This window comes from Seonamhaeicola sp. ABD4_175 (genome assembly GCF_056160885.1).
In genome coordinates, this window is the sequence record NZ_JBSWYC010000001.1 from 766,944 (window position 1) to 789,035 (window position 22,092).

The 22,092-nt window shown below is 33.7% G+C and carries 19 protein-coding genes; 16 read left to right on the plus strand and 3 right to left on the minus strand.

The genetic code is table 11. The features are described 5' to 3' along the window. Positions 1–175: 175 nt before the first annotated feature. From ACXAG4_RS03125 to ACXAG4_RS03150, 6 genes are all read left to right on the plus strand, one after another. Positions 176–2,410 (plus strand): M1 family metallopeptidase, encoded by a 2,235-nt coding sequence (locus ACXAG4_RS03125; RefSeq protein WP_475294614.1) that lies wholly within the window; start codon positions 176–178, stop codon positions 2,408–2,410. Positions 2,411–2,425: 15 nt separating this feature from the next. Then, positions 2,426–3,595, plus strand: a complete 1,170-nt coding sequence (locus ACXAG4_RS03130; RefSeq protein ID WP_475294615.1) for a cytochrome-c peroxidase — start codon at positions 2,426–2,428, stop codon at positions 3,593–3,595. 28 nt (positions 3,596–3,623) lie between these two features. Beyond that, a complete protein-coding gene (locus ACXAG4_RS03135) occupies positions 3,624–4,022 on the plus strand; it encodes a hypothetical protein (protein WP_475294616.1) in 399 nt (132 codons plus the stop codon). Positions 4,023–4,141: 119 nt separating this feature from the next. Beyond that, positions 4,142–4,723, plus strand: coding sequence for a DUF1287 domain-containing protein (locus tag ACXAG4_RS03140; RefSeq protein ID WP_475294617.1), 582 nt, complete (start codon positions 4,142–4,144; stop codon positions 4,721–4,723). 108 nt (positions 4,724–4,831) lie between these two features. Continuing rightward, positions 4,832–5,479, plus strand: a complete 648-nt coding sequence (locus tag ACXAG4_RS03145) for a YiiX/YebB-like N1pC/P60 family cysteine hydrolase (RefSeq protein ID WP_475294618.1) — start codon at positions 4,832–4,834, stop codon at positions 5,477–5,479. 102 nt (positions 5,480–5,581) lie between these two features. Beyond that, entirely contained in the window at positions 5,582–5,887 is a 306-nt protein-coding gene (locus ACXAG4_RS03150; RefSeq protein ID WP_475294619.1) for a PID-CTERM protein-sorting domain-containing protein, read from the plus strand. Between the two features lie 63 nt (positions 5,888–5,950). Here ACXAG4_RS03150 and ACXAG4_RS03155 read toward each other — a convergent pair whose 3' ends face one another. Further along, the gene (locus ACXAG4_RS03155) at positions 5,951–8,452 is read right to left on the minus strand and encodes a DUF5686 and carboxypeptidase-like regulatory domain-containing protein (RefSeq protein WP_475294620.1); all 2,502 of its coding nucleotides are present in this window, start codon (positions 8,450–8,452) and stop codon (positions 5,951–5,953) included. Between the two features lie 63 nt (positions 8,453–8,515). Next, entirely contained in the window at positions 8,516–9,493 is a 978-nt protein-coding gene (locus ACXAG4_RS03160) for a pyruvate dehydrogenase complex E1 component subunit beta (RefSeq protein WP_475294621.1), read from the minus strand. A 327-nt stretch (positions 9,494–9,820) separates the two neighbouring features. Here ACXAG4_RS03160 and ACXAG4_RS03165 point away from each other — a divergent pair, with 327 nt between their 5' ends. The 6 genes from ACXAG4_RS03165 (at position 9,821) to ACXAG4_RS03190 (ending at position 17,713) form a co-directional block, all read left to right on the plus strand. After that, complete coding sequence (locus ACXAG4_RS03165) at positions 9,821–10,567, plus strand: electron transfer flavoprotein subunit beta/FixA family protein (protein ID WP_475294622.1); 747 nt, start codon at positions 9,821–9,823, stop codon at positions 10,565–10,567. Between the two features lie 95 nt (positions 10,568–10,662). Continuing rightward, on the plus strand, positions 10,663–11,622 hold the full coding sequence (locus tag ACXAG4_RS03170) for an electron transfer flavoprotein subunit alpha/FixB family protein (protein WP_475294623.1): 960 nt from the start codon (positions 10,663–10,665) through the stop codon (positions 11,620–11,622). A gap of 119 nt (positions 11,623–11,741) precedes the next feature. Continuing rightward, positions 11,742–12,374 (plus strand): bifunctional nuclease family protein, encoded by a 633-nt coding sequence (locus ACXAG4_RS03175; RefSeq protein WP_475294624.1) that lies wholly within the window; start codon positions 11,742–11,744, stop codon positions 12,372–12,374. 6 nt (positions 12,375–12,380) lie between these two features. Next, positions 12,381–13,880, plus strand: a complete 1,500-nt coding sequence (locus tag ACXAG4_RS03180; RefSeq protein ID WP_475294625.1) for a NupC/NupG family nucleoside CNT transporter — start codon at positions 12,381–12,383, stop codon at positions 13,878–13,880. Between the two features lie 216 nt (positions 13,881–14,096). Further along, positions 14,097–14,921, plus strand: a complete 825-nt coding sequence (locus tag ACXAG4_RS03185; RefSeq protein ID WP_475295237.1) for a thymidylate synthase — start codon at positions 14,097–14,099, stop codon at positions 14,919–14,921. A 20-nt stretch (positions 14,922–14,941) separates the two neighbouring features. Next, positions 14,942–17,713, plus strand: a complete 2,772-nt coding sequence (locus ACXAG4_RS03190; protein WP_475294626.1) for a T9SS type A sorting domain-containing protein — start codon at positions 14,942–14,944, stop codon at positions 17,711–17,713. Between the two features lie 96 nt (positions 17,714–17,809). On the opposite strand, the gene ACXAG4_RS03195 is transcribed toward ACXAG4_RS03190, so the two are convergent. Continuing rightward, positions 17,810–18,106 carry an isoamylase early set domain-containing protein gene (locus ACXAG4_RS03195; RefSeq protein WP_475294627.1) on the minus strand — a complete coding sequence of 99 codons (297 nt, stop codon included), beginning with the start codon at positions 18,104–18,106 and terminating at the stop codon, positions 17,810–17,812. Between the two features lie 299 nt (positions 18,107–18,405). Between ACXAG4_RS03195 and ACXAG4_RS03200 the strand changes: the two genes are divergently transcribed. The 4 genes from ACXAG4_RS03200 (at position 18,406) to lspA (ending at position 22,091) form a co-directional block, all read left to right on the plus strand. Then, entirely contained in the window at positions 18,406–19,317 is a 912-nt protein-coding gene (locus ACXAG4_RS03200) for a dihydrofolate reductase (RefSeq protein ID WP_475294628.1), read from the plus strand. Between the two features lie 3 nt (positions 19,318–19,320). Then, positions 19,321–20,613: a Kelch repeat-containing protein gene (locus ACXAG4_RS03205; protein WP_475294629.1), complete on the plus strand. Its 1,293-nt coding sequence runs from the start codon at positions 19,321–19,323 to the stop codon at positions 20,611–20,613. A gap of 74 nt (positions 20,614–20,687) precedes the next feature. Continuing rightward, positions 20,688–21,581 carry an ACP S-malonyltransferase gene (fabD, locus tag ACXAG4_RS03210; RefSeq protein ID WP_475294630.1) on the plus strand — a complete coding sequence of 298 codons (894 nt, stop codon included), beginning with the start codon at positions 20,688–20,690 and terminating at the stop codon, positions 21,579–21,581. Then, the gene (gene lspA, locus ACXAG4_RS03215) at positions 21,582–22,091 is read left to right on the plus strand and encodes a signal peptidase II (RefSeq protein ID WP_475294631.1); all 510 of its coding nucleotides are present in this window, start codon (positions 21,582–21,584) and stop codon (positions 22,089–22,091) included. Position 22,092: the final 1 nt, after the last annotated feature.

The following is a 22,092-nucleotide window of genomic DNA, read 5'->3' on the forward strand; positions in this document are numbered from 1 at the left end:
AATTTGGTTAACAAAGGTACATAACAACCTTAGCTTTAACAACAATTAATTTATGGTGTTTAAAATTTTTACAAAACCTTAATCTTGTGGTAATTTAAACGTTGATTTGGCAAAATGTACTTTCAATATTTGCTATATTGTGCTAATTTCTTAATTGTGACTAACTCATTTATATATGCGACTATCCTTAACACTATTAAGCGCTTTACTTTTTAGCCTACTTTTAAGCGCACAAAACAAACCTTGGCAAGGTAAATTTGAAACCATAGATAACTTAATTGCACCACCAAACAGTTATCGTTCTGCAAGTGGCGCACCTGGTAAAGATTATTGGCAACAACGTGCTAATTACAATATTAAAGCCCATTTAAACGAAACCAACAACACCCTTACTGGAGAAGAAACCATTACATATTTTAATAATTCACCAGACAACCTGACGTATGTTTGGGTAATGTTAGAACAAAACGTTAACAAAAAAGGTAATGAAGATTTTGGGGGCATAAATAACAATTTAAAAGACAGTATTACTTCTATAAAAATGCAGTTTTTAACCAGATCTATTGATTTTCCTGCGGGTTACACTATAAAATATGTTAAAGATGGCGCCGGAAAGGATATAAAAACACTGATTAATAACACCATGATGAAGGTTAAACTTAATACTCCTTTAAAATCTGGCGAATCTACAGTTATAAACATTGGGTGGTCTTACCACATTACAGACCGCAGTATGTTTTTACTCTCTAGAGAAGGTTATGAATATTTCCCAGAAGATAACAACACCGTGTATTTGTTAGCACACTGGTTTCCTAGAATGGCAGTATATAGTGACACCGAAGGCTGGCAAAATCAACAGTTTCAAAAACTTGGTGAGTTTGCTTTAGAATTTGGCGATTATAATGTTGAAATAACTGTACCTGCAGACCATATTGTGGCTGCTACCGGTGCACTGCAAAACAGCGAAAATGTACTTACTAAAAAACAACGCAAACGCCTAAAAGCTGCGTCAAAATCTTTTGAAAAACCTGTAATGATTATTACTAAAGAAGAAGCTATTACTAACGAAAAAACAAAAAGTAAAAAGCAAAAAACATGGAAATTTAAAGCTGAAAACGTTCGCGACTTTGCTTTTGCTTCATCAAGAAAATTTTTATGGGATGCCCAAAACGTTAAACTTCCAAGTAACAATGTAATGGCTATGTCTTTTTACCCCAAAGAAGGGTTACCTGTTTGGAAAGAAGAATCTACAAAAGCCATTATGCATGCGTTAGAAGTATATTCTGAAGCCACTTTTGATTATCCGTACCCTGTTTGTATTTCAGTAAACACATCAAACATTGGAATGGAATTCCCTATGATAAGTTTTAATGGTGGAAGACCAAAAAATGGTGAAATGACTAAAAACGCAAAGTCTAGAATGATTGGTACCATTATACACGAAGTTGGCCACAACTGGTTCCCTATGATTGTAAGCTCTGATGAACGCAAATGGATGTGGATGGATGAAGGCTTAAACACCTTTTTACACCAACGTACTGTTGCTGAAAGATATCCAGATTTTAACAGCGTAACACCAGCAACCATTGTACCGTTTATGAGCGGCGATAAAAACATATTACGCCCTATTATGACAAATTCTGATAACGAATTATTTTCGCAATTTGGCATGAATTTTTACGTTAAACCCACCGTTGGTTTGCAAATGCTTAGAAACTCCATTATGGGTAAAGAATTATTTGATGACGCTTTTAAAGAATACGCCAACCGTTGGAAATATAAACACCCAAATCCGGCCGATTTATTTAGAACTTTAGAAGATGCTAGCGCTGTAGATTTAGATTGGTTTTACCGTGGCTGGTTTTTTACCACAGACCATGTAGACATGGAACTTAGTAACGTAAAATGGTTTAAAGTTTTTGAAGAAAATAAAAATATTGAAGACCAACAAAAAACTAACCAAACAAAAATTGCAAGCAACGGAAACAACAGCAATACTACAGCCAATGATTTTTCAAACGGACCAGAATTTATTAACATGATTGAAACACCTGATAAAGATTATGGTGGTTTTTTATCAAGGTTGAATGAAACAGATATTAGAAAACAACTATCTGGCAAAAATTTATACGAAGTTACCATTAAAAACATTGGGGGCCTTGTAATGCCTGTTACCATTGAATGGGTTTTTACTGATGGCACAAAAGAAATAGATCAATTACCAGCACAAGTTTGGAGGCGTAACGAATACGAAATTCAGCATACTTTTGTTAAAAGTAAAGAAGTTGCTAAAGTTAATTTAGATCCTAATTTTGAATTTGCCGATACCAATACAACAAACAACAGTTTCCCAAAGGTTAAAACAGATTCTGAATTTGATAGTTTTAAAAAAACACAATCTAAAAACTAGTAAATACTATATAAATTGCTTCACACAGCAAGAATATTACATATTTTAACAGTATTGGTTTTCTTCTTTAGCTGCAAAAATTCTAAAGAAGAAAACCTTATTCCTATACAACAAAACACTGTTAGCGCATTACCTTTACAGGTAAAATGGCCAAAAAACAATCTGTTTTCCAAAGAAAAGGTAAATCTTGGGCGCTTACTTTTTTTTGACCCTATATTATCGGGCAATAAAGATGTTGCTTGTGCCACGTGCCACCATCCGTCCAATGGATATGCTGAGTTTAAAGATATTTCAATTGGTGTAAACGGCAAAGGTTTTGGCATCAAACGCACTTTTAACACACCTAACAATATACCATTTGTAAAACGTAATGCGCACACCATTTTAAACACTGCTTTCAATGGCATTACTATGCAAAACCATTATATACCCAAAAAAGCTCCTATGTTTTGGGATAGCAGAATGCAAAGTCTAGAACATCAAGCTTTAGAGCCTATAAAAGCTTTAGAGGAAATGCGCGGCACTAATTTTTCAGAAGCAGAAATTCTTAGTGAAGTTGTTAAAAGGTTAAAAGAAATACCAGAATACCAAACACTATTCGCCTCTATTTTTTCAGAGGAAAACCCAATAAACACTGTAAATATTAGTAAAGCTATAGCTGCTTTTGAAAGAACTTTAATTACAAACAACACTCCTTTTGATAAATATATGCGTGGAGATTCTACAGCCATATCACTAGCCGAAAAAGAAGGCTTCAAACTTTTTAAAAAAGTAGGTTGTATTAATTGCCACAACGGCCCCATGTTTTCAGATTTTAAAATGCATGTTTTAAGTGTTCCTGAAAATGAAAAACTAGATGCAACAGACACTGGTTTTAACAAAAAGTTTGCTTTTAGAACACCCACACTTAGAAATTTAAGACATACTGCTCCTTACATGCATAATGGTACTTTATTAACTTTAGAAAAGGTTTTAGAATTTTATGAAGACCTTACTTTTAAAAAATCTAGAAACCCGCACATAGGCGTTAATCAAATTGATACTTTAGCTCAAAAGTTAACTATTAGAATGAAAGATATGCCGCTTATTATATCTTTTTTAAATACTTTAAATGATGAAGAATTTGACAAAACTACACCCAAAAAAGTACCAAGCGCATTACCGGTTGGTGGGAATATTAATTAGTTGTGTGTAAGCTGAAAAACTCAATAGAATGACTCATCATTTATTAAATAGTTCTCAAGAATATGAAGAAGAAACTTTTCAAGAAGTCAAAACTAGATATGTAGAATTTGGTAAAGACCTTTATGAAATTCTAAGAGTTAATGAGCCTGAAATTTTTAAATCTTTAAGATTTTACAAAGCGACTAAACTGATTGAAAAAACTATTTGGGGAGAGGCTGAAACTGAAAATAGTTACGCAATATATGACAACGGAAAAAAATCTTTCGGAATACAGCTTGAACCAATGACACCTGTTATTTGTCTGCATAATCAACTGACTCAAATAGAAATCGGAGATTGGAATGGAAATGATTATTACGGAGAATCTATTGAATTTATAAAGAATGAGCTTTTAAAAAATGAAAAGCCTTCACACAACAATGTATAACCGCAATTACGGCGGATTCGACTACGTCCGAATCCACTCGTAATTGCTAACGTCTGTGCTAAACCGAAAACTTCTTATATTTATCCGCAACTGACTGTTATACGAGACCATTAGCACACATGAAAAAATCACTTCTAATAACATTATTGTTAAGTTTTAACCTTTGTTTTACCCAAACAGCAGTTGAACAAATTAATTTATCTAAAAGTGCTCTTGAATTAACAAAACAAAAGGTAAGCTATGACCCAAGTTACTTTTCTATAGATTATCCAAATGGAGATGTTCCAAAAAATAAGGGTGTTTGTACTGATGTTGTGATTCGTGCTTACCGAAAAATTGGAATTGATTTGCAAAAAGAAGTTCATGAAGATATGAAAGCTAACTTTAGTAATTATCCTAAAATTTGGGGACTTCAATCAACTGATAAAAATATTGACCACCGAAGAGTGCCTAATTTAATGACTTTTTTCAAACGTAAAGGTGCTGAAAAACCAATATCTAAACAGGCAACTGATTATAAGCCTGGAGATATTGTTTGCTGGAATTTAGGTGGCGCCATAACTCATATTGGAATTGTTGTAAACAAAAAATCCAAAGACGGAAAACGGTATTTAATAGTTCACAATATTGGTGGCGGACAAGTTATAGAGGATTGTTTATTTGACTTTAAAATAATAGGGCACTATAGGTATGGCATTTAAAATACCTGTATAAACAATTCACTACACATTACATAAAGTACCGTTAAAGCAACACAGTACACAAAAACTAAACGTAGTTTAAACACTAAAATTAAAAACACATTTAAAGTGAAACATATAAAATTTTTAGCCTTTTTATTTACAATTACCTTATTTTATTGTTGTAATTCTTCAAACATAAAAAATGGCGACATTGTTTTTAGAAGTGCTAGTAATAGTACTTTATCTGAAGCAATAAATGAGGTTACGCAAACAACAAAAAAAAGCAATTATACCCATATGGGCGTATGTAAAATTGAAAATAACACAGTATATGTTTACCATGCCGATAGTAAAAAAGGTGTAATTAAAGAACCGTTTGTAAACTTTATTAAAACTGAAAATAAAAATTATAACGTTGATGTTTACCGCATTAAAAACTTAACGAAACCACAAATAAAACGCACTTTAGAATACGCCAAAAAATTAATTGGCAAACCTTATAACACCACATATATTTTAGAAGATGAAGGTTTTTATTGTTCAGAATATATTTATGAAATATTTAAAACCGATAGTATTTTTAAACTAGAACCAATGACCTTTAAAAACCCAAAAACAAACACATTTCATAAGGGTTGGGTAAAACATTATAATGCTTTAGGTATTGAAATTCCTGAAGGTAAATTAGGCTGTAACCCCAACGGAATGGCTAATACAGAAACTTTAAAGTTTATTAAAACCATTAATAAACACGAACCAAACAAACCTAATTAACTGACTGACAATAACATTACGTCAAGTTTCAATGCGTTTTATCGATAAAAAGATTTTCCTACAAACGTATCATGTATATTTACAACATAAATTTTTAATATTATGAAAACAAAAAACTACTCAATTTCAAAAACCCTATCAGCATTAATGGTTGTTTTAGCATTAACTTTTTCAACAGATATTTATGCAAAAAAAGGCAACAACGGAAACGGGCGTGGTAATGCCGATGGAATTAAAACAGGTTCTAACAAAGGTGATCATGGAGAAAACACTGGCAACCAAGGTAACGACAAACAAAAAGGTAACACAAATAAAAAAACACCTTCTGCACCATTAGATGGTGGTTTAGGTATTTTAGCTCTTGGAGCTGCTGCTTTTGGTTACAAAAAGCTTCGCAATAAAAAATAAACATCAAGTAGTTTTCCCTATAATATCAAAGGCTGCCTTAAAATGGTAGCCTTTTCTTTTTTATTAAAAGTAGAACCCAAATGTACCTGTTACCCCAAATTTTCTAGCATCTGGGTTATCAAGATAATTTCCTCTAAAATTAAAATCTACACGGAATACTTTAAATATATTGCCCACCCCAAAGCCATATTCATAATACAACTTATCTGTAGGTGCAACCAGCTGTAAATTTGCAGGATTACTTGGCACATTACTAAGCGCTTTGTTTTCATCAGACAGTTCTCCCCAAACGCCACGTACACTTATAATTTCTCGTAAATTTAGCTTACGTAAAAACGGAATTTTAGAAAACAAACGTCCGTTAAAATTATGTTCAACATGAAATGATGAATAGGTATCAGACACAAACTCATAAAAATCTAGTTGTGAAAAGGTATTGTAAATTGAAAAATACGATTGGTTACCAGGAATAACACTTAACAAGCCAAGTGGCACTTCGCCAAAAGTTTTTCCTGCTTCAATAGAGGTTGTTAACCTTCCAAAACCTCCTAACTGCCATGGTTGCACATAAGAAAATTGTACTTTAGTATAATCAAAATCACTATCAAAAATAGTTTTATCGCCACGGCTAACTTGGGCAAAAATACGCGAGTAATCATCATTAGCATCGCGTCTTTCAACACCAAAACCTGTTGTTTTTCTGCCAGGGAAATAAAATAATGAAGCCGATGTTTCAAATTGTTTAATTTCAGAAGCAATGCCGTTGGGCGTGTTATAATCTAAACTAAATGTTGGTGATGCAGACTCTAACGTTCTGTAGTTAGCGCCAACTCTAAAAATGAGATTACGTAAGGGTTCAGCTTCTATAGCAAAACTTGTTAAATTAATAGATGTTAATTTATCATTTGAGCCTGTGCCAACAACTGCCGATGAGGCTAAACTTCTGCCTAAAACATCGGTACTTGTGGTTAAACTAGCACCTATTTGTTCAACATCACGCCTATTTCCTCCAGAAATTATTAATCGGCTTTTTTTATCTAACAGCCATTTACCCGATATACCGTATTTAAATTTATCGTCTTTAAAACCATAAGCCAAAAAGCCTTCTAAACGCCATAAATCATTCTTACCAAAATATGTTCGCGCACCGGTACGCAGGCGTAAACCTTCAACTTCGTTAAACCCAAAGGTTGAAAAAATAGGACCATAATCTAGCGGTAACGTATTAAACTCTATATAACCAGATGATAAAATACTGCCTAAATTGTACAGCTGCTTAAACTTTTTTACGGTTTTTAGAGTATCTAACATTTTATAAACGCCCTTTTCATCTTTGTTTAAATCTTCCAGTCTGTTTTGTTCCCAAAAGGCATCATCGCGGTTGTAAACATCTTCATTATAATTGTAAACTTCGGCTTCATAGAATTTTTTATCCTTCGGAATATCAAATTTATAATTATCATAAAGCGTGGTACGTTTACCGTAAACGCCTCGTGATTTTTCTTTTTTATTGAAGGCGAAATCAGACATCATATAATCGCGCTTTACAAGAAATAGTGAATCGTTTAGTACTTCAAACTCTTGTTCAATATAAATTTCTTTTACCCAGTTTATATTGGCACTTTTTGATGCTTGTAAGTTAATTTCTTTAATGGCATAGGTGGTGTCTGCCACCCAAAAATCACCTTTAAAGGTTAACTCATTTTTTCGGCGCGGATAATAAATTATATTGAAACACATTTTATTATCAATATAAGCGGTATCGGCCAATACGTAATTATAGGTGTTAATGCCGGTTTTTGATAGCGGACTTACAAAGCTTTTATCAAAAAACTTTAGGTAGTTGTCATACACGTTAAAATCTGAATACAAATCATCAATAAAATCAATTATTATTTGATTATTGCTGAATCCTGAGTTTTTATTACCTTTTAAAACAGCTTTTTCTTTGTTAATGGTATTATCACCATACACGCGCGATGCTGCCTCGTTTATAAACATTGGCAAATAGGTTTTACCTGTTACATTTGAGGTATCAACCTTATCAAAAACAAACTCCATACCTTTAAACAAGCGACTTTTAATTAAGGCACTGTCTATGGTATTTATATCAAATTCTACTTTTTCGTATTTATCAAATTCGTATTGGTTGAATTGTTTTAAGCCATTTTTACGCTTGTGACTCCAAATTTTTCGAAGTATATCAATAGCCGGATTATTTTTTTTAGATTGTTTTCCGGTGGTTAAAACAACTGCATCTAACTGAGCTGCTTCTTCTTTTAAAACAAATTCTAAATTGTAATTTACTTTTTTAGGAAGCGCTACAACCAATGTTTCATAACCAATAAAAGATATGGTTAATTGCTGCCAAGTTTCATCAGATTCTAAATAAAATTTACCATCTTCGTTAGTAATGGTTCCTTGGGTAGATCCTTGAAAAATAACATTGGCAAATGGTATGGGTTGGTTGTTTTCATCAAACACATAACCACTTACTTTTGTTTGAGATAACACAACATTTGTAAATGCTATAAATAGAAAAAGGGCAAAAGTTCTTATATTCATAATACAAAAAAACTTCATCAACAATCATGCTAATGAAGTTTATATAACGTAAAAAGTTTTATTTTATTTGTAAAGCACCTTTTTTACAGCTTTAATAACATCTTCATGGTTTGGTAACCACTCTGCTAATAAAACTGGTGAATATGGTGCAGGTGTATCGGCTGTGTTTAATTTTACAACTGGCGCGTCTAAATAATCAAAAGCTTCAGCTTGTACTGTATATGTAATTTCGGTAGCAACACTTCCAAATGGCCATGCTTCTTCTAAAACTACTAAACGGTTTGTTTTTTTAACCGATTCAATAATGGTTTTTCTATCCATTGGGCGCACAGTACGTAAATCTATAATTTCACAAGAAATACCTTCTTTTTCTAATTCATCGGCTGCTTTGTAAGCTTCTTTTATAATTTTTCCAAAAGACACAATAGTTACATCATCTCCTTTTCTTTTAATATCGGCTACACCAATTGGTATAAGGTATTCACCTTCTGGCACTTCACCTTTATCTCCATACATTTGCTCACTTTCCATGAAAATAACTGGGTCATCATCACGAATTGCCGATTTTAATAAACCTTTAGCATCGGCAGGGTTTGATGGCACCACAACCTTTAAACCTGGTGTATTAGCAAACCAGTTTTCAAAAGCTTGCGAGTGCGTAGCACCTAATTGACCAGCAGAAGCTGTTGGCCCTCTAAATACAATAGGGCATTTAAATTGCCCACCAGACATTTGCCTAATTTTAGCGGCATTATTTATAATTTGGTCAATACCAACAAGAGAAAAGTTAAAAGTCATGTACTCAACAATTGGCCTGTTACCTGTCATGGTTGAACCTACTGCAATACCAGCAAAACCAAGCTCTGCAATTGGCGTGTCTATAACACGCTTTGGCCCAAATTCATCTAACATACCTTTTGAAGCTTTGTATGCTCCATTATACTCAGCTACTTCTTCACCCATTAAGTATACGCTTTCGTCTCTGCGCATTTCTTCACTCATGGCTTCACAAACAGCCTCTCTAAATTGAATTGTCTTCATCAAAATTGTTTTATTCAAAAAGCAAAAATAGGAATTATTGCTAACAATTTCCTATAAAAATCAATACTAAAATCACTAGCTTTTAAAAATTAATAATTTTACATTAAAAGGGTAATTATAATTCAAAATCACTATCATTTTTATAGTTTATTTTTTTTATTCATTTTTAAAATAAGGTATAATTATGTTGTAAATTCACAAACAAACAGCTGTTTTTATAAGCTTTTCATCAATTTTTACTAAAATTTATTATGCATGCATAGTATTTTTGAAAATAAATACCTAAATTCGTAACCGTTAAAAATATCTTTTATAAACTATAATTATATGAATATTTTAGTGTGTATAAGTCATGTTCCAGACACGACTTCAAAAATAAACTTTAGTGATGACAATACAAAATTTGACACCAATGGTGTGCAATTTGTTATAAATCCGAATGATGAATTTGGCCTTACAAGAGCCATGTGGTTTAAAGAAAAACAAGGTGCAAAAGTAACAGTTGTTAATGTAGGTGGCCCCGAAACCGAGCCAACCTTAAGAAAAGCTTTAGCTATTGGCGCCGATGCTGCCATTAGAGTAAACGCTGCCGCTACCGATGGCTTTTCTGTTGCCAAACAACTAGTTAAAGTAGCTACCGATGGTGGTTACGACCTAATTATTGCTGGAAGAGAATCTATTGATTATAACGGTGGTATGGTACCTGGTATGTTAGCCGCTTTATTAGATGCTAACTTTGTAAACAATTGTATTGGTTTAGAGGTTGACGGCACTGCCGCAAAAGCTACCAGAGAAATTGATGGTGGTAAAGAAAGCGTTGCAACAAATTTACCTTTAGTAGTTGGCGGCCAAAAAGGTTTGGTTGAAGAAAGTGATTTACGTATACCAAACATGCGAGGTATTATGATGGCGCGCCAAAAACCATTAACCGTTGTTGATGGCATAGACACCACGGGGGAAACAGCTTCTGTATCATTTGAAAAACCTGCACCAAAAGGTCCTGTAAAATTGGTAACAGAAGATAATTTAGATGAACTAATTAGCTTACTTCATAACGAAGCTAAAGTGATTTAAATCCTCCTCTAACCCCATTACGGAGAAAATTTTAATAAATTCTTTTTAAGCCCTTTCTTTAGGACAGGCTTTTTAAAGATGAAAAACGAAAAAATATGTCAGTTTTAGTATATACAGAATCAGATCAAGGAAACTTAAAAAAGGGCGCTTTTGAAGTAGCCTCATATGCCAAAGCAGTAGCAAACCAATTAGGCACAACAGTTACAGCTTTAGCCATTAACGCCAGTAATACAGACCAACTTGGTAATTACGGTGTAGATAAAGTTTTAAATGTAAGCAACAGTGATTTAAACAATTTTAGCGCTAAAGTATACGCTAACGTATTAAAACAAGCTGCCGAAAAAGAAAGCGCACAAGTAATTATTGTTAGCTCTAGTGCAGATAGCAAATACTTAGCACCGCTATTAGCAGTAAATTTAAATGCTGGTTACGCATCAAATGTTATTGAAGCTCCAAGTAATACCGCACCATTTACCGTAAAAAGAAATGCATTTACTAATAAAGCGTTTGAAGTAACTCAAATTAACACCAACATTAAAATTGTAGGAGTGTCAAATAATGCTTTTGGTTTAGTTGAAAATAGCGCAAGCGCTACTACCGAAGATTTTTCGCCAGCAATTGAACCCTCAACAGTAACCGTTGAGTCTGTTGATAAAGCTACCGATAAAGTAACTATTGCAGATGCTGATGTTGTTGTTTCTGGCGGACGCGGTTTAAAAGGTCCTGAAAACTGGGGCATGATTGAAGAATTAGCCGATGTTTTAGGCGCTGCCACCGCTTGTTCTAAACCAGTATCAGATTTAGGCTGGAGACCTCACAGTGAGCACGTTGGACAAACAGGTAAACCCGTAGCATCTAACCTTTACATTGCTATTGGCATTTCTGGTGCTATTCAACATTTAGCTGGAGTTAACGCTTCAAAAGTAAAAGTAGTTATTAACACCGATGCCGAAGCTCCTTTCTTTAAAGCAGCAGACTATGGCGTTGTTGGAGATGCCTTTACAGTAGTGCCTCAGCTCATTGAAAAATTAAAAGCTTTTAAGGCTCAACAATAAATTATTTTTTTATAAATTGTAGCTTAAAAGAACTGTTTAAATTCGGCATTATTTCCAATAATCTGCCTTGGCAGTTGGTAAATTCCAAATTTAAACAGTTCTTTGCGTTTTTATAAATTATGAGCCTAGTAAGATTAAACATTAAGGGAATTTCTTATAGTCAAACCCAAAATGGTGCTTATGCACTTATATTGAATGAAGTTGATGGTGAACGAAAACTGCCTATAGTTATTGGTGCCTTTGAAGCCCAATCTATTGCCATTGCTCTTGAAAAAGAAATTAGACCTCCAAGACCTTTAACCCACGATTTATTTAAAAATTTTGCCGACAGGTTTGACATTGTAGTTAAGCAAGTTATTATACACAAACTAGTTGATGGCGTTTTTTATTCAAGTTTAATTTGTGAACGCGATAAAATTGAAGAAATTATTGATGCCAGAACTAGTGATGCTATTGCTTTAGCGTTACGTTTTGAGGCTCCTATTTTTACCTACAAAAACATTTTAGATAAAGCTGGTATTTATTTAAAAGTAAACCCTGAAAAAGAAACTGAAGAAGACAACAATAATGTTGAAGATATTTTAGGTGATGATTTTGTTGCTGAAGAATTAGAAACTACCAACGCGCCATCAAAACAAAACTACGCAAACAAATCAATACAAGAACTTCAAAACCTTTTAGATGAAGCTGTTTCAAATGAAGATTATGAAAAAGCCGCACATATTAGAGACGAAATTTCAAAACGAAAATAATTAATTATGAAACAACTTTTTCTGTTTTTCACAGCCGTTTTGTTGGCTTTTTCTACTACAACTTTTGCCCAAAACACAGAAAAAGAAATACTTTCAGAAAGTAACACCGAAACATTACAAGTAAATGCTAATAATGATACTTCAATTAGTACAACATTAGTAAACAATGCCATTGAACCAGAAAACACAATAATAGCAAGCCAAGGCTTTTCGTTAAACAGCCTTTGGCGTGGTGCTTTAGGTATGGTTTCACTTGTTTTTATAGCATTTCTTTTTAGCAGTAACCGTAAAGCTATAGATTGGAAAATTGTGGGTATTGGTTTAGCTTTTCAACTAATTATTGCCATAGGTGTTTTAAAAATAGCGTTTGTAAAAGCCATTTTTGAATTTATTGGAAGCCTCTTTGTTAGTGTACTAGATTTTACACGTGCTGGCAGTAAGTTTTTGTTTGAAGGTTTGGTGGTAGACATGGATACGTTTGGTTTTATTTTCGCATTTCAAGTATTGCCAACCATCATTTTCTTTTCTGCATTAACATCTGTACTATTTTATTTGGGTATCATCCAAAAAGTTGTTAAAGGCATGGCTTGGTTACTTTCAAAAGCATTAAAAATTTCTGGAGCAGAAAGTTTAAGTGTTGCAGGTAACATATTTTTGGGTCAAACCGAAGCTCCACTTTTAATAAAAGCATATTTAGAAAAAATGAACAAATCTGAAATGCTTTTAGTTATGATTGGTGGTATGGCAACCGTTGCAGGCGCTGTATTAGCGGCATACATTGGCTTTTTAGGTGGTGATGACCCTGAACTTCGATTATTTTATGCGAAACACTTATTAGCAGCATCTGTAATGGCGGCACCCGGCGCTATTGTTATTTCAAAAATACTTTTTCCGCAAACCGAAGATATTAATACCGATGTAAAAGTTTCTCAAGAAAAAATAGGTGCTAATTTTTTAGATGCCATAGCAAATGGTACTACCGAAGGCTTAAAACTAGCCGTAAACGTTGGTGCAATGCTTTTGGTTTTTGTTGCTTTTATTGCCATGTTTAATGGTATTTTAGGATGGGTTGGCGATGTTTCTAACATTAATACTTGGATTGCTAAAAACACAGCTTATCAAAGTCTGTCGCTTGAATTAATTCTTGGTTATGCCTTTGCGCCTTTAATGTGGTTAATTGGTGTAGCTAGCGAAGACATGGCACTTATGGGGCAATTATTAGGCATAAAATTAGCCGCCAGCGAATTTATTGGCTATATTCAATTATCCGACTTAAAAAATGCATCAAACGCCATTCACCTTAATTACGAGAAATCAATAATTATGGCTACTTACATGCTTTGTGGTTTTGCAAATTTTGCATCTATTGGCATCCAAATTGGCGGCATTGGTTCATTGGCACCTGGGCAACGCAAAGTATTATCGCAATTTGGCATAAAAGCCTTAATTGGCGGTACTCTAGCCTCTTTAGTTTCGGCTACAATTGCTGGTATGATTATTGGTTAATAAATTCTTGCGAAAGCTGAAATCTCAGAATGACAAAGCAAAGAACAATTAATTCCCTCTTGCTGCTTTAATCTCACTCTTTTAGGTAAGTTAATAACTTTTAATATAAAATTGCTCTGGAATCTTAAAGATTCATTACATATCTTTATTTTTATTTTCAAAAAAATAATTCACTAACAAAAATAGTTTCTTCCCTTGGGGAAGACGGAAGAAGGGATGAAGCAATATCACGACTTAGTTAAGCACGTTTTAGAACACGGAAATGAAAAAGGAGATCGCACAGGCACTGGCACTAAAAGTGTTTTTGGCTACCAAATGCGGTTTGATTTAAGTGAAGGTTTCCCTATGGTTACTACTAAAAAACTACACTTAAAATCTATAATTTATGAATTACTTTGGTTTTTAAAAGGTGAAACTAACATTAAATATTTAACAGATAACGGTGTTAGAATTTGGAATGAATGGGCTGATGAAAATGGCAATTTAGGACCTGTATACGGACACCAATGGCGCAATTGGAATAATGATGAAATAGACCAAATTAAAGACGTTATTGAAACACTAAAAAACAACCCTAACAGCAGAAGAATGTTAGTTTCTGCTTGGAATCCATCGGTGTTACCTGATACTTCAAAATCTTTTTCTGATAATGTGGCCAACGGCAAAGCAGCCTTACCACCATGCCATGCTTTTTTTCAGTTTTATGTAGCCAATGGCAAATTATCATGTCAACTTTACCAACGAAGTGCCGATATTTTCTTGGGAGTTCCCTTCAACATAGCATCTTACGCATTATTTACTATGATGATGGCACAAGTTTGTGGCTACAAACCAGGTGATTTTATACACACTTTTGGCGATGCGCATATTTACAACAACCACATGGAGCAACTAGAACTTCAATTATCAAGAGACCCAAAACCACTGCCTAAAATGGTTTTAAATCCAGATATTAAAGATATATTCAATTTTAAATTTGAAGATTTTACGCTATTAAATTATGATCCTCATCCGCATATAAAAGGTACCGTGGCTGTGTAAACCAAAACCCTGTTTTTATTATGAAAAAAAAATTACTTTTAGCTTCTTTAGCGCTTTTTGCAATTATTGCTTTTTGTATTGTTAGCATTCCTAAAAATGATTCTAACAAAACAGCAAAAGTTGAAAGAAAGAATATCAATCCCACTAAAAAAGGAAAGAAAAAAACACCCGAAGAGCGTGCCTTATATAATGAAGCCAGAAGTTTATACGAATACTTCAGGCAGGTAAACCCTAAAACAGGCGTAATATCAAAAAATGATAAAAAGCGTGAATTTAAACAAGCTAAAAGCGCTAAACTTAGAGTAAAAACTAATTTAACAGCTAAAGTTCCGCAAGCAGCATATATAAGTCGTGGCCCTAGTAATATGGGTGGCCGAACAAGAGCTTTGGTGGTTGACAGAAGTGATAACACTGGCAATACCATAATTGCTGGTGGTGTTAGTGGTGGTGTTTTTAGAACCACAGATGGTGGTACCAACTGGACTAAAGTTTCATCAAATGATGAAATACATAACGTAACGGCTATTGTGCAAGACCCAAGATCAGGCTTTGAAAACACATGGTATTACGCTACTGGTGAAGGCATAGGTAATTCTGCAAGCTCAAGCGCACAACAAACATCTGGAGCCTATTTTTTTGGCCAAGGTATTTGGCAATCTACCAATGGTGGTATCTCTTGGACGCAATTACCTTCAACCGATAGCGATTTTGAAAGTTTCGACTCTGTTTTTGATGTTACTTACAATTTGGCTGTCCACCCATTAACAGGCGATTTATACGCTGCAACTATTGGAAGGATTAATAGATTTGACGGAATTAACTGGAATACTGAAATTAATGGAAGCCCAAGCATTCCAGTACAAGCCACTGATATTGTTATAACCTCATCGGGAAGATGCTACGCAGCATTTTCGGGTGTACATGATTCCGCTACTGCAGGCATTTGGACGTCAACTACAGGTATTGGCTCATGGGGAAGAATTAATGATGATGGTATTGTTAATAACTTTACACCAGCAGGAAGAGTTGTTTTAGCCTTAGCGCCTTCAAACGAAAATAAATTATATGCTTTGTTTGTAAACGGAAATAGTATTGATTGTGATGATGCAACACCATTACAAGAAGCCGATTTATGGATGTGGAACCAAAGCAACACAAATTGGACTGATTATTCTGGTAAATTACCTGATGAAGCAGGATGTTCTGAAGGAAATGACCCTTTTGCTGCTCAAGGCGGGTATGATTTAGTTGTAAACGTTAAGCCTGATGATGAAAATTTTGTGGTTATTGGCGGTACTAATGCATATAAAATTGAAAACATAACTACAGATGCCATGTTTTCTAGAATTGGAGGTTATGCTAGCTCTGGTGGCTACGGAACGTACCTAAATCATCACCCAGATATTCACGCTTTAGTTTTTAATCCGTTTAACAATAACGTGTTATTTTCTGGAACCGATGGTGGTGTTCATGTTACAAATGATATTACTGCAAGCACAATTGCTTGGACGAGTTTAAACAACAATTACCAAACATTTCAATTTTATCATGTAAATATTGACCCTGAAAATGGTTCTGATTTCGTAATTGGTGGCGCTCAAGATAATGGTTGTGTACTTGGTGGTGAATCTATAGGGCTTCCAAGTTTAACTGAACAGTTTAATGTTGCCAGTGGTGATGGTGCATCTACAGCCATAACAAGAGACGTAAATTGTAATGGTGGCCTAGGTTTCTTTATTAGTCTTCAAAACGGTACAACATATCGTAATTGTGGCTCATACATTGAGATAACGCCAGAGTCTGCCCCTGGAACACCTTATGACAGCCAATTTATTACTTATTTCTATTTAGATCCTGACAATACTAATGCCTTATATTTTGCATCATTAGATAAATTATTAAGAACTACTGATGCCACAAATGTAGCCCAAGATGGTTGGACAGATTTAGGTAATACAACTGCAGCTTTTGGACACGATGACCAGTTTGAAATTTTCTCAACCACACGTGGTACTTACAACCCAGCTTCAAGTTATTTACTAATGGGTGGAGATAGTGGGCATATTTACAGATTGAATGATCCGCAAAATGCTACAAATATATCTTCAGCAGTAAATATTACGCCACCAACAGCTAGCACTACATTTCCATCAATAGTTTCTGGTTTAGCCATTCACCCAACTAATAATGATATTGTGTTAGCAACCTACTCTAATTACGGAATTAACAGTATTTATTTAACAACAAATGCTACAGCTGCTACACCAACCTGGACACTAGTAGAACGTAATCTTTCATCACATTCAATACGTTCAGCAGCTATTACTGAAGTTGCAGGACAAACACTATATTTTGTTGGTACTGCCAGAGGTTTATATTCTAGCACAGACCCTACTAGCATTGATTGGGTTAGAGAATCTCAAAATCAAATTGGGTTTGCCGTTGTAAGTTCGTTAGCTTATAGGCCTTCAGATAACCACTTATTAATAGGTACACACGGTAACGGTATGTATGAAGCTACAGTTAGCGATGTTCTTGGTATTGAAGATGTAAACGATGTAAGTACTGAAATTATGCTTTACCCAAACCCAGTAGTTAATCAAATTAATTTAGATTTACCCGTACTAAATGGTAAATACAATTATAGTATTATTGATGTTACTGGAAAAACCATAACAAACGGTACTACTAGCAGTAAACAAATTAATGTTTCAACACTAAGTAGCGGTATGTATTTTATCAAATTAAATTTTGATGGAAAAACAGGCGTAAAAAGATTCATTAAAAAATAAACAGAAACAGTTTAAATATATATTTTAAAAAAGAAGAGGTGCTTCAATAAATGTATTGAAGCACCTCTTCTTTTTAATACTTTTATTATCAGTGTACTAAACTTTTACTACACTGTTTTCAGCATTAGCAAAATCGTTCCAAGCATAAGCATCGGCAGCAGCGTCATTTACATATTCGCCATCAATTAAATACTTAAACTCATACGAGTTATCTTTATCTAAATCTACAGTACCTTTAAACGTACCATTTTTTAATTTTTTTAAAGGCGCTTTTTTAGCGTTCCACTCATTAAAACTTCCTACTACAGAAACATTTTTTGCCTCTTCAGCTTCAATAGAAAAAGTAACTTTACATATTGGTTTACTTTTTAAATATTGTTTTTTAATAGCCATAACTTAAAATTTTTGCGTGTTGTATATTGAGCAAATTTATAAAACTAATTCCTACGCATCAGTAATTAAACCTTTAAACACTAAAGAATTATCAATTTATTAATATAGCTTAACAATATTTTAAACTAGTAAAAAATATAGTTAAAAAAATACAGTTTTTGCAACCTAAAAACTCATCTTTTCACCCTGATTTTCAGAATGTTCATTCACACAAAACTGTAAAGCACTGAGTCAAATTATCTAAAATCCATAAAATAATCATTTAAAATAGTAACTTTACATTTCATTTTTTTAAATATATGTTCGGAAAAAAGAAAAACGTTCCTCAAATAGATAAAGAACAACTAGAATTAATACAAAATGCACAAAAACGCATCAAACAAAAAAAGCGTTTATATGCTCATTTTGTTGTGTTTTTAATAGGCGCCTTATTTTTAATATTAGCAAACACCGCTTTAGGTATTGGTAAGAATTTTAAAATTGCTGAAATTGAGTGGTTTGTTTTTGCCATTTTGTTATGGTTATTCATATTGTTATATCACGTTTTTAATGTTTTTGTAACTCATAAATTTATGGGTAAAGTTTGGGAACAAAAACAATTAGATAAGCTTGTTGCGCTTCAAAAAAATAGAATTGAAAAAATAAAATCTGAATTAAAAAAAGAAGCACCTCACATTGCCGAAAGTGAAGTTTACAATGAACAAATTAGCGGCAATAAAACACAAGAATTAACTATTATTGTTGCCGCTGCCCAAAACAATGCAATTGGCAAAGACAATAAACTTATTTGGCATTTAAGCGACGATTTAAAACGCTTTAAAACGTTAACCAATGGCCATCATATTATTATGGGGCGTAAAACTTTTGAAAGTTTTCCTAAACCATTACCAAACAGAACACATATTGTAATTACTAGGCAACAAAACTACAAAGCACCCGCTGGCGTTATAACTGTTAATAGTTTAGATGCTGCTATTGAAGCGTGTAAAAATGATGCGCAACCTTTTATTATTGGCGGCGGACAAATTTATGAGCAAGCCATGAATATAGCTGATAAAATTGAACTTACAAGAGTACATGAAACTTTTGAGGCTGATGCTTTTTTTCCTGAAATTGATACTAGTATTTGGAAAGAAACAAGTAACACATTTCATAAAAAAGATAACAATCACAAACACGAATTTTCATTCATTACTTACATAAGAAAATAAATTATGAAACACGCCTTGTTTTGCAGCTTAACTGTTTTAATATTGTCTTGCACTACTAATGCGCAAATAAAAGACCAATGGATTGATAAAAACGAAGCTGAAAATTACACAGCACGTCATGAATGTTCTTTTGTACAAGCGGGCAATAAATTTTATATGTTTGGCGGCAGGGAATCTGCACAAAAATTAGACATTTATAATTTTAAAAACAACACTTGGCAGGTAGCAAAAAACAAAGCTCCTAAACAATTTAATCATTTTCAAGCTACATTTTACAAAGGATTCATTTGGGTTATTGGAGCTTTTAAAACCAATAAATTTCCGCGTGAAATTCCTGAAGATAATGTTTGGCTTTACCAACCACCAACAGACACCTGGATTCAAGGTCCTGAAATTCCTGAAAACAGAAGGCGTGGTGGTGCTGGTTTAGTTGTTTACAATAATAAGTTTTATCTGGTTGGAGGCAATACCATTGGGCATGATGGCGGTTTTGTTAATTGGTTTGATGAATATGATCCTGTAAAAAACACATGGACAGTTCTTGAAAATGCCTCACAAGCCCGAGACCATTTTAGTGCGGCCATTATACATAATAAGCTTTATGCTGCTGCTGGAAGACAATCTGGTGGAAAAGGCGGTGTTTTTGCTCCTTTAGTTTCCGTTGTTGATGTTTATGATTTTTCAACAAAAAAATGGTCGGTTTTAAAAAATAATATTCCTACGCCACGTGCTGCTCCCGGCGTTACTGTTTTAAACAACGAACTTTTTGTTATGGGCGGTGAAGGCGAAAAACATGGACCAGCATATAACATAGTTGAAGCATACAACCCTAAAACTGAGCAATGGATAAATAAAGCTAATATGCATTATCCCAGACATGGCACACAAGCTATTTTATCTGGTAAAGGCATTTATATTGCAGCTGGATCACCAACAAGAGGCGGCGGAAGACAACATAATATGGAAGTGTATAACCAAGATGCTCCAGAAGGTTTCACATTAAAAACATCATATTTAAAAGCACCTAAAAAAGTACTTATTTCTAAAGAATCAACCTCATCTATTAAAATTAAAAATGAAGGTGGCAATACTGGCAGTTTTATTACAAACGTAAAATTAACCAATGCAAATAACGCTTTCAGTATTACTAATAATTTAAATTTCACGCTTGTTGATGCTAATTCTAGTTTTGAAATAAAGGTTAAAAACACTTCAAAATATAAAGGAGAAAAGGCTACTATTACTATTACGTATAATGGTAATATAGAAGAAACCATAACCATTATTAGTAAGTAAAAATCAATACAAGGCTTATAGTTGCCTAAAAACTAATAATATTGCTATTTTTGCAGCACTAAAAAAAGAAACAAATGAACGCTTATATATTTCCAGGGCAAGGTGCCCAATTTACAGGTATGGGTTTAGATCTTTATGAAAACTCTGCCATTGCACAAGAATTATTTGAAAAAGCTAACGATATTTTAGGTTTTAACATTACAGATATAATGTTTGAAGGCGCTGCTGATGATTTAAAACAAACAAAAGTTACGCAACCTGCAATATTTTTACACTCAGTTATTTTAGCTAAAACCCTAGGCAATAGTTTTAAACCAGATATGGTTGCGGGTCATTCGTTAGGTGAATTTTCAGCATTAGTTGCCAACGGTACATTAAATTTTGAAGACGGTTTAAAACTGGTTTCACAACGTGCTATGGCTATGCAAAAAGCCTGTGAAATTACACCAAGTACCATGGCTGCTGTTTTAGGTTTAGATGATGATATTGTTGAAAAAGTGTGTGCTACAACCAATGGTGTTGTGGTTGCTGCTAACTACAACTGCCCAGGTCAATTAGTTATTTCTGGTGAAGTTGAAGCTATAAACAAAGCGTGTGAAACTTTAAAAGAAGAAGGCGCCAGAAGAGCTTTAGTTCTGCCTGTAGGTGGTGCATTTCATTCACCTTTAATGGAACCTGCACGCGAAGAATTAGCAGCTGCTATAGAAAACACAACCTTTAGCAAACCTAATTGCCCTATATATCAAAATGTAACGGCTAATGCAGTTATTAATGCTTCAGAAATAAAAACAAACTTAATTTCTCAACTTACAGCACCAGTACGCTGGACACAATCTGTACAACAAATGATTGCTGATGGCGCTACACTTTTTACTGAAGTTGGCCCTGGTAAAGTTTTACAAGGTTTAGTTAAGAAAATTAACAGAACATCAGAAACTGTTTCTGCAACTTTTGAAGGCTCTTTGTAAATGAAAATTTCGCGTCGTTCTCTTTTCATAATAATAACCATTGTAGCCACTATTGCGCTTGATCAAATATCAAAAATTTGGGTGAGAGCTAATGTAGAACCCGGCAGTCAATCTTCAATAATTGGCAACTTTTTTTCATTACATAATGTTGAAAATACAGGTGCTTTTTTAGGCATGGGTAGCGATTTAAATGAACCAATGCGTATTATTTTACTTTTAGTTTTACCTGTTCTAGTTTTAGGTTTTGTATTACGCTATATTTTTAAAGATAAAAGTCTAGACAACTGGTCTTTATTTGCTTTTTCTAGTATTATTGGTGGCGGTATTGCTAATGTTTATGATAGATTTATGTATGGCAGTGTAACCGATTTTTGGTACATGAAACTTACTGACACTTTACGAACTGGTATTTTTAATCTTGCCGATGTTTCAGTAACCACAGGCATGATTATACTGGTGTTTGTAACACTTTTTAAAAAGAAACCTCAAAACATAAAAAAAACCGATTAAT

Excerpts from the sequence above, each read along its gene's own strand:
- ACXAG4_RS03140 (WP_475294617.1), top strand. The coding sequence starts at position 4,142 with ATGAAAAAATCACTTCTAATAACATTATTGTTAAGTTTTAACCTTTGT.
- ACXAG4_RS03200 (WP_475294628.1), top strand. The coding sequence starts at position 18,406 with ATGTTCGGAAAAAAGAAAAACGTTCCTCAAATAGATAAAGAACAACTA.
- ACXAG4_RS03205 (WP_475294629.1), top strand. The coding sequence starts at position 19,321 with ATGAAACACGCCTTGTTTTGCAGCTTAACTGTTTTAATATTGTCTTGC.
- ACXAG4_RS03135 (WP_475294616.1), top strand. The coding sequence starts at position 3,624 with ATGACTCATCATTTATTAAATAGTTCTCAAGAATATGAAGAAGAAACT.
- ACXAG4_RS03150 (WP_475294619.1), top strand. The coding sequence starts at position 5,582 with ATGAAAACAAAAAACTACTCAATTTCAAAAACCCTATCAGCATTAATG.
- fabD (WP_475294630.1), top strand. The coding sequence starts at position 20,688 with ATGAACGCTTATATATTTCCAGGGCAAGGTGCCCAATTTACAGGTATG.
- ACXAG4_RS03180 (WP_475294625.1), top strand. The coding sequence starts at position 12,381 with ATGAAACAACTTTTTCTGTTTTTCACAGCCGTTTTGTTGGCTTTTTCT.
- ACXAG4_RS03155 (WP_475294620.1), bottom strand. The coding sequence starts at position 8,452 with ATGAATATAAGAACTTTTGCCCTTTTTCTATTTATAGCATTTACAAAT.
- ACXAG4_RS03160 (WP_475294621.1), bottom strand. The coding sequence starts at position 9,493 with ATGAAGACAATTCAATTTAGAGAGGCTGTTTGTGAAGCCATGAGTGAA.
- ACXAG4_RS03195 (WP_475294627.1), bottom strand. The coding sequence starts at position 18,106 with ATGGCTATTAAAAAACAATATTTAAAAAGTAAACCAATATGTAAAGTT.
- ACXAG4_RS03125 (WP_475294614.1), top strand. The coding sequence starts at position 176 with ATGCGACTATCCTTAACACTATTAAGCGCTTTACTTTTTAGCCTACTT.
- ACXAG4_RS03190 (WP_475294626.1), top strand. The coding sequence starts at position 14,942 with ATGAAAAAAAAATTACTTTTAGCTTCTTTAGCGCTTTTTGCAATTATT.
- ACXAG4_RS03185 (WP_475295237.1), top strand. The coding sequence starts at position 14,097 with ATGAAGCAATATCACGACTTAGTTAAGCACGTTTTAGAACACGGAAAT.
- ACXAG4_RS03165 (WP_475294622.1), top strand. The coding sequence starts at position 9,821 with ATGAATATTTTAGTGTGTATAAGTCATGTTCCAGACACGACTTCAAAA.
- ACXAG4_RS03175 (WP_475294624.1), top strand. The coding sequence starts at position 11,742 with ATGAGCCTAGTAAGATTAAACATTAAGGGAATTTCTTATAGTCAAACC.
- ACXAG4_RS03170 (WP_475294623.1), top strand. The coding sequence starts at position 10,663 with ATGTCAGTTTTAGTATATACAGAATCAGATCAAGGAAACTTAAAAAAG.
- lspA (WP_475294631.1), top strand. The coding sequence starts at position 21,582 with ATGAAAATTTCGCGTCGTTCTCTTTTCATAATAATAACCATTGTAGCC.